This window comes from Moritella sp., from assembly GCF_033791185.1.
In the GTDB taxonomy this organism is placed as follows: Bacteria; Pseudomonadota; Gammaproteobacteria; order Enterobacterales; family Moritellaceae; genus Moritella.
This window is the reverse complement of the sequence record NZ_JASJHF010000111.1, coordinates 1-8592: the sequence shown is the minus strand read 5'-3', so window position 1 is coordinate 8592 and position 8592 is coordinate 1. Positions and strand designations below refer to the sequence as shown.

Here is an 8592-nt window from a genome sequence, read left to right as displayed (position 1 = left end):
GTCACGCCGGGGGTCGCGGGTTCGAGTCCCGTCCGCTCCGCCAACAAATAAAAAAGCCTGAGTCTTACGATTCAGGCTTTTTTTTATCTGAAATTCAGATGTTATAAAAATATATATTATTCCTATTCTTCGGTCTAACGTTTCTCTGCATGCCTCATTCTCTCTACTCGTAATAAAGGTTATTCTATTTTTATAAAGAGAAATGACTTATTATACGCTCAGTATAAAAACTTGAAATTGCATATTTTGGTTAATTTATTTGAGTATTGTTATTGATCTAAATGCTAAAAATGTTAATTAACTTGAGTATATTACATTTAATTTAACGCCTCAATATGTGGCTTTAAGCGGTCTGAATTACGCTATTTAAGAATGCGTTAACCTTATAAAAAATGTATGTTACTGGCAGTTTTACTGCTAATTTAACATGGATATATAATACATTAGAGGTAGCCTTTTAATTGTTGATAATACTGATTTTCACTAACTTGGTGGTTAAATAGATCTGTGATATCTTGTTTTTGTAATATTAAATGTCGTAATTATTTTTGATTTAGTCTTTGTGATTAATAAACTTAGGCTAGTTGCTTGATTAAAGTATCAGTGTTCCGATACATAAGTGGTTTTAAGGGCTTTTTATGAATGGTTTATGTTTTCAAATCAGTAATTGGATATTGATTGTTGAAGAAAATAAATTGTACCGACAAGGAAGAGAAGTAACAGTTGAACCTCGTTTGGTTAATTTGTTATCTTTCTTAGCGCAGTCTCCAAGTGAGGTATTTGGACGTGAAGAGCTGATTGAGCACATTTGGGATGGCGCGATTGTTACTGATCAAGTTGTCACTCAGTCTATTTTTGAGCTTCGAAAAATATTAAAAGATGGTCGTGTTGATTGTGAACGATTTATAGCTACCGTGCCTAAACGTGGCTATACATTAGTTGCAGATACAATCGAATTAAGCTCTGATGATGCACATATACTGATAATAGAAGCTAAAAAGGCAGATTCCATTGTCGATGCTGAAAAAAGTATAGATAAAGATGCTGAGTCTGATTGCGAACAAACTATAACCGTATTTCCCGCTGGACCGTTAACACGTGCCGTTACCCATATCTCTAATCATACTGCCGCCGAAGAAGCTAAATCGGATACAAAACTTACTTTCTTACAGCGTTATAAATTACAGCTGTTTGATGGTTTTCTATTATCGGTTTTAATCTGCGTTATTGTTCTTTGCACATATGTTCAAACGAAGCCAGCGATCACCAAAGCACTAGATACGCAAGTTATTGAGTTTAGCTATTATGCTAGTCAAAATGCAGATGTTACCAGTGAGTACCTTGCTGATGGTATTAGCCAAAAATTGATGAATGATGTGTTAACTCTTAGTGATTACCGAGTGCAATTAAAAAAGACGAACTTTACAACAGGTATATTACCGGGGAAAATAATTAGTGTCAGAATTGATACGCAACAAGGGTTGTCGTATTTAGACATTAATTATCGTAACAACGCATCTAATCGAGTTATATTTAGTAAGCAGTATTTAATATCTGGTGATGAGATGTATGAAAACTTGCATAAAGCGTCATCAGATCTCATGGTAGCATTACGGATTAACCCTACAAAACAGCAGCTCGATTATGTAATGCAAGACTTACCTAAAGAGCAACATTTGTTAACTAAATTAATTATTGCTAATCATTATACTAACCAATTAGACCCTAAATTATTTAAACAGGGGATTGATTTGTTCGAAGAGATCCTTACGGTGAAACCAAATAATGGATTAGTACTCGCGGAGCGCTATATTGCTTATAATGTATTAACTGCATTGCTGTTATCAGATGAATTTGTAGATGAAATTAAGCAGTCGAGTGCCGACCTTACTGCAAACACTACGTATATAAATAATAGAAAATTAGCAGCAAGAGAATATGAAGCGTTGGCATTACAAGCTTTATTGAAAGGGAATGAAACAAAGGCAAATAATTTGATCCAATTGGCTGGAGAAGATCGCCGTTCATCTATGTATTATATTATCCTTGGAAAGCTAGCTGAGTTAAGTGGTAATCTTGATAGTGCTGGAGATGCTTATACACAAGCTTTTTACATTGATACTTCGATCGAAACCTATCAGTTAAGCTCCAATCTTGCGTTCCATAGTAATCTAGAAACAATTGCTATATTCATGCATAGAGTGGTGAACCCGAGTTCTATCAAGTTAATATAAGTTAGTCTTTTTAGCCCCTGCTTGTCAGGGGCTTTTTTGTATCTGCGATATAATGATTGGCATTCTGTCATTTACTATAATTTGTTATAGCTATTTATGGCTTATTATTCTTGAGTGAAGACATTGAGTATGTAGTTAACGAAATTAGTACTACCTACTAGAGAGTATTACCTCGATAATCTGAATATCTATCCGCATTTCACCATCAGTCCTGTAAATGTGAACGCTATTTTTGCAACCGTTCCTATAAAGCTAGCGTATCTACAATCCAAACCATCCCGTTTATCAAGTTCTAATAGGCTATTCGATTAATAAGCGCCGTATTTAATCTTTATAAATATCATTATCATGATAAATATAAATCGATCTTGTCTTTATGTTATCTAAGTGTTTGTTTTAAAACAGGTGGTTGGCATTTATTTATAAGGGATATATAAGTGCTGTGTTATTTTCTAATGATTTTATTGTTCATTTTACCCTTATTTCTTTCTCCCACATTAGGAGTAGCCTGTGCTTAGAAATTCAGGTGGACTGCTGAGTCACATTATTTTATCTCTGCAATATCACCACCTGCTAACTTATTTGCTAACCGAGCGTGTTGCTCTACTTGATAAGACTTGGGAGATGAAATGTCATCTAATACGAAAAAAATTGGCTTAATTGCCTGTACTGGTGTTGTTGCCGGTAACATGATGGGCAGTGGTATTGCATTGTTACCATCTTCTTTAGCTGCTGTTGGTTCAGTTTCTATATTTAGCTGGATAATCTGTTTGGTTGGTGCGCTGAGTTTAGCATTTGTATTTGCGCGTTTATCAACGAAAGATCCGCAAGAAGGTGGCCCTATTGGTTACGCTGGTGATGTTGCGCCAGTACTTGGTTTTCAAACTGGTGTGCTGTATTACCATGCTAACTGGATTGGTAACTTAGCGATTGCCATTACAGGCGTTTCATATCTTTCAGTATTCTTCCCTATCTTAGCAAGTCCTATCCCTGCTGCTATCGCGACGGTTGCATCTGTATGGATCTTTACTTTCATTAACTTACTGGGTGGTACTTGGGTTAGCCGTTTATGTACATTAGGTCTTGTACTTATTCTTATCCCTGTTATCGGTACTGCGACGGTTGGTTGGTCACACTTTGATACAACTGTTTATAGCCAAAACTGGAATGTTTCATCTGCTAGTGATTCAGGCGCAATTATTAGTGCTGTTCTTATCTGTTTATGGTCATTTGTTGGTGTTGAGTCTGCGGCTGTATCTTCGGGTATGGTTAAAAACCCTAAACGCACAGTACCACTAGCAACAATGCTAGGTACAACATTAGCTGGCGTTATCTACATCTTATCAACTCAAGTTATTGCTGGTATGTTCCCTGCTGCTGAAGTTGCTGCTTCTGGTGCACCTTTTGCTCTTGCAACAACATCTATCTTTGGTAGCTGGTCAGCACCATTTGTTGCTGCATTTACTGCTCTTGCATGTTTCACATCATTAGGTTCATGGATGATGCTCGTAGGTGAAGCCGGTAAGCGTGCTGCTGCTGATGGTAACTTCCCAGCTGTTTATGGTGAAACGGACAAATCTGGTGTTGCTAAGAAAGGTTTGATTCTTGCGTCAATCAAGATGACGTTCTTAATGGCATTCATCACTATGTTCAGCGGTTCATCAAATACAGGCGACCTATTTAACCAGTTAACTACGATTGCTGTACTACTTACTATGCTGCCTTACTTCTACTCAAGCGTTAACTTAATCCGTTTAGAGAGTATGACTACACGTAATATCTTCGTAATGTTGTTCTCGGGTATTGCTTGTGTGTTCTGTCTAATTGCATTAGCCGGTGCAGAAGGTTATGCATTAACTGGTACCTTCCTAGTTTCACTTATTATTCTTGTGTTCTATGGCAAGAAGAAAGGTCTTTCACAAAGCTCTTCAGCTGTGAAAACCGCAACTGCTTAATCTGAATAATCAATTTTAATAAACCCTTTTTCATTAATTTCTGGCGCTCTCTAATCTCTATCAAATGATAGCGAGCGCCCTTATTCGTCTTGGAGATCTCCAAATGAACATTATTGCTATCTTAAATCACATGGGTGTATTTTTTAAAGAAGAGCCTATTCGTCAATTACATGCTTCTTTAGAAAGTGCTGGTTACCAGGTTGTTTATCCTGTTGATGACAACGACTTGATTAAAATGATCGAAATGAACCCACGTATCTGTGGTGCTATCTTCGATTGGGATAAATACCCATTGACCCTTTGCGAACAAATCAACGCGTTAAACGAAAAATTACCAGTATTTGCATTCGCTAATGAACAATCTGCTCTGGATGTTTCATTAACAGACTTACGTTTAAATGTATCATTCTTTGAGTATGCATTAGGCATGGGTGATGATATCGCATTGAAAATTAATCAAGCGATTGAAAATTATAAAAGTGAAATAATGCCTCCGTTTACAAAAGCATTGTTTAACTATGTTGAAGAAGGTAAATATACTTTCTGTACACCTGGTCACATGGGCGGTACTGCGTTCCAACGTAGTCCAGCAGGTAGTATCTTCTATGATTTCTATGGTCCAAATGCATTTAAAGCTGACGTATCAGTATCTATGCCGGAACTAGGTTCATTACTTGATCACTCTGGTCCACATCAAGAAGCTGAAGAGTACATCGCTAAAACATTCAACGCAGATCACTCTTACATTGTGACGAATGGTACGTCAACGGCTAACAAGATCGTAGGTATGTTCTCTGCACCATCTGGTAGCACAGTACTTATCGACCGTAACTGTCATAAATCACTGACTCACCTATTGATGATGAGTGATATTACACCGATTTACTTCCGTCCAACGCGTAACGCATACGGTATTTTAGGTGGTATTCCACAAAGTGAATTCAGCCGTGACGTTATTGCGACTAAAGTAGCAGCAACACCAAATGCTGTGATGCCAAACTATGCGGTAGTGACTAACTCTACTTATGATGGTCTGCTATATAACACGCAATTTATTAAAGAAACATTAGATACTAAATTTATCCACTTCGACAGTGCTTGGGTTCCTTACACTAACTTCAACAACATTTATGAAGGTAAGTGCGGTATGAGTGGTGAAGCGATGCCAGGTAAAGTGTTCTATGAAACACAATCTACTCATAAACTATTGGCTGCATTCTCACAATCTTCGATGATCCACATTAAAGGCGACATTGATAAAGAAACATTCAATGAAGCATATATGATGCATACATCAACTTCTCCACAGTATTCTATTGTTGCATCAACAGAAACTGCTGCGGCGATGATGCGTGGTAATACTGGTAAGAAACTAATGCAAGATTCTATCGATCGTGCAATTCGTTTCCGTAAAGAAGTTAAACGTCTAGAAAAAGAAACTGATGGTTGGTTCTTTGATGTATGGCAGCCTGAAGATATTGAAACAACAGAATGTTGGAACCTAGATCCAAAAGATACATGGCATGGTTTTAAAGATATCGACGCTGACCACATGTACCTAGATCCAATTAAAGTTACTTTGTTAACTCCAGGAATGGAAGGTGACAACTTAGCTGAAACTGGTATCCCAGCATCACTAGTAGCTAAGTTCCTTGATGAGCGCGGTGTAGTAGTTGAGAAAACTGGTCCATATAACCTATTATTCCTATTCTCAATTGGTATCGATAAAGCTAAAACACTTGCACTACTACGTGCATTAACTGAGTTTAAACGTGGTTTTGATCTAAACTTAACAGTGAAGAACTTTATCCCTACGTTATATGCTGAAGATCCAAAATTCTATGAAGGCATGCACATCCAAGAGCTAGCTCAAAGTATTCATGACATGATGAAGAAATTCAAACTGCCAGAATTGATGTTCAAAGCGTTTGATGTATTACCTGAACTGAAAATAACGCCGAATGCTGCATGGCAACAAGAGCTACGTGGTAACACTGAAGAAGTGAAACTAAACGAGATGGTTAATCGTGTTAATGCCAACATGATCCTACCTTATCCTCCAGGTGTGCCACTAGTACTTCCTGGTGAAATGATCACTGAAACATCACGTCCAGTGTTAGATTTCTTGGAAATGCTATGTGAAATCGGTACTGAGTTCCCTGGTTTTGAAACAGATATTCACGGTTTATACCCTCAAGCAGATGGTAGTTATACTGTGAAGGTTTTAAAGCAAGATTAGGTTGTATTTAGCTATTTAATCTATGAATTAATTTTATATTTGATTCAACCAAAAAGGGGGCTTTATGCCCCCTTTTTTATTTTTTGTTGAGGTATTAGTTATGAAATCTATCTTGTCTATTCAGTCTCATGTTGTATTTGGTTGTGCTGGTAACAGTGCTGTGGTTTTTCCTATGCGCCGAATGGGTGTTGAAGTGTGGCCGATTAACACGGTACAGTTTTCGAATCACACCCAGTATCAGCAAGGATGGCAAGGAATGGTAATGCCGGTTGATCAAATTAAGAGTCTCGTTGATGGTTTAGTCAATATTGATAGCTTATCAAGTTGTGATGCGGTATTAAGTGGCTACCTAGGTTCTGCAACGCAAGGTAGTGAAGTGCTTTATGCTGTTGAACAAGTTAAAAAACATAACCCTGATGCATTATATTTTTGTGACCCAGTAATGGGACACCCTGAAAAGGGCTGTATAGTTGTTCCTGAAGTGATGGATTTTTTTAAACACCAAGCATTGCAAAAAGCGGACGTTATTGCGCCTAATTTACTTGAGCTAGAAACCTTAACCGGTATGCAAATTGATAATATAGAACAGGTTAAACAAGCATGTTCATTGTTGTTAGCACAAGGTGTTGAAGTTGTACTGGTTAAGCATTTAAGTAGAGCTGGTATCACTAGGACCCACTTTGAAATGTTATTGGCTACGGCTGATGGCTATTTCCATATTACCCGACCATTGTATGACTTTACTCGTCAGCCAGTTGGTGTTGGAGACTTGATTAGTGGTGTGATGTTAGCCAATTTATTAGCTGGACATGATCCTGTGCAGGCTTTTGAATTAACTAATGCGGCGGTTGATGCCGTACTCAAGCAGACTTTTGAACAAGGTTGTTATGAGCTGCAGTTAATTTCAGCGCAACAAAAAATAGCGGAACCGCAAGTGGAACAGTACGCTAAACAGTTGAAATAAAATTAAAACAATGAGTTAAACAAAAAGGGTAACCATCTAATGGTTACCCTTTTTTATTAGCGATAACTTAAGCTAATAAAATTAATTTTGTGGGCGTAATGTTGGGAACAGGATCACGTCACGGATAGTATGGCTATTAGTGAATAGCATTACCAAACGGTCAATGCCGATGCCTTGACCTGCTGTTGGTGGTAAACCGTGCTCCAATGCTGTGATAAAGTCAGCATCGTGGAACATAGCTTCATCATCACCAGCATCCATTGCGGCAACTTGGTCACGGAAGCGTTGATCTTGGTCTGCTGAGTCATTTAACTCTGAGTAACCATTTGCAATTTCGCGACCACCGATAAAGAATTCAAAACGGTCGGTAATAAAGTTGTCGTTATCATTACTGCGTGCCAACGGTGAAACTTCCGCTGGATATTCAGTAATGAAAGTTGGCTGGATCAATTTTTCTTCTACTGTTTCTTCGAAGATTTCAGTGATCACACGACCACGACCCCAATTTGCATCTATTTTAATGCCCAGTCCTTGTGCTACAGCCGTCGCACCTTCCATTGTAGCTAATTGCTCCGCAGAGATGTTCGGGTTGTATTTCAGGACTGAATCGATCATTGATATTTTATCGAATTCTTTACCGAAATCATAAACGTCATCACCGTAAGGTACCAGCGTTGACCCTAAGATATTCATCGATAAGGTGCGTAGCATACCTTCTGTTAGTGCCATTTGATCTTTGTAATCAGCGTAGGCCATATAGAACTCAAGCATAGTGAATTCTGGATTGTGGCGTGTTGAAATACCTTCGTTACGGAAGTTACGGTTAATTTCGAATACGCGCTCAAAGCCACCGACTACTAAACGTTTCAAGTATAATTCTGGTGATACACGTAGATACATATCCATATCTAAGGCGTTATGTTTAGTGATGAATGGGCGCGCAGAAGCACCCCCTGGGATCACCTGCATCATAGGTGTTTCTACTTCCATGAAACCATCTTTAAGCAAATAATCTCTAATACCAGCAATAACTTGCGAGCGGATCATAAATGTTTTACGTGCTTCGTCGTTGGCGATCAGATCAAGGTAGCGCTGACGGTAACGAGTTTCTTGCTCCGCCAGACCGTGAAATTTATTTGGTAACGGACGTAAGGCTTTCGTTAATAATTCGAGATTGCTAATTTTTAAGCTAAGCTCGCC

General features: G+C 38.2%; 5 protein-coding genes. 4 read left to right on the top strand and 1 reads right to left on the bottom strand.

What is annotated here, in order from left to right:
- Positions 1-638 precede the first annotated feature (638 nt).
- The 4 genes from cadC to pdxY all read left to right on the top strand — a co-directional run bounded on the left by cadC (position 639) and on the right by pdxY (position 7392).
- A complete protein-coding gene (gene cadC, locus QNK26_RS07035) occupies positions 639-2234 on the top strand; it encodes a lysine decarboxylation/transport transcriptional activator CadC (protein ID WP_319221812.1) in 1596 nt (531 codons plus the stop codon).
- 629 nt (positions 2235-2863) lie between these two features.
- On the top strand, positions 2864-4189 hold the full coding sequence (cadB, locus tag QNK26_RS07030) for a cadaverine/lysine antiporter (RefSeq protein WP_319221810.1): 1326 nt from the start codon (positions 2864-2866) through the stop codon (positions 4187-4189).
- 103 nt (positions 4190-4292) lie between these two features.
- A complete protein-coding gene (gene cadA / locus QNK26_RS07025; RefSeq protein WP_319221808.1) occupies positions 4293-6428 on the top strand; it encodes a lysine decarboxylase in 2136 nt (711 codons plus the stop codon).
- A 64-nt stretch (positions 6429-6492) separates the two neighbouring features.
- Positions 6493-7392: a pyridoxal kinase PdxY gene (gene pdxY / locus QNK26_RS07020; protein ID WP_319221807.1), complete on the top strand. Its 900-nt coding sequence runs from the start codon at positions 6493-6495 to the stop codon at positions 7390-7392.
- 81 nt (positions 7393-7473) lie between these two features.
- Here the strand turns inward: pdxY and lysS are convergent.
- The coding region (lysS, locus tag QNK26_RS07015; RefSeq protein ID WP_319221806.1) for a lysine--tRNA ligase at positions 7474-8592 on the bottom strand (1119 nt) is incomplete at its 5' end.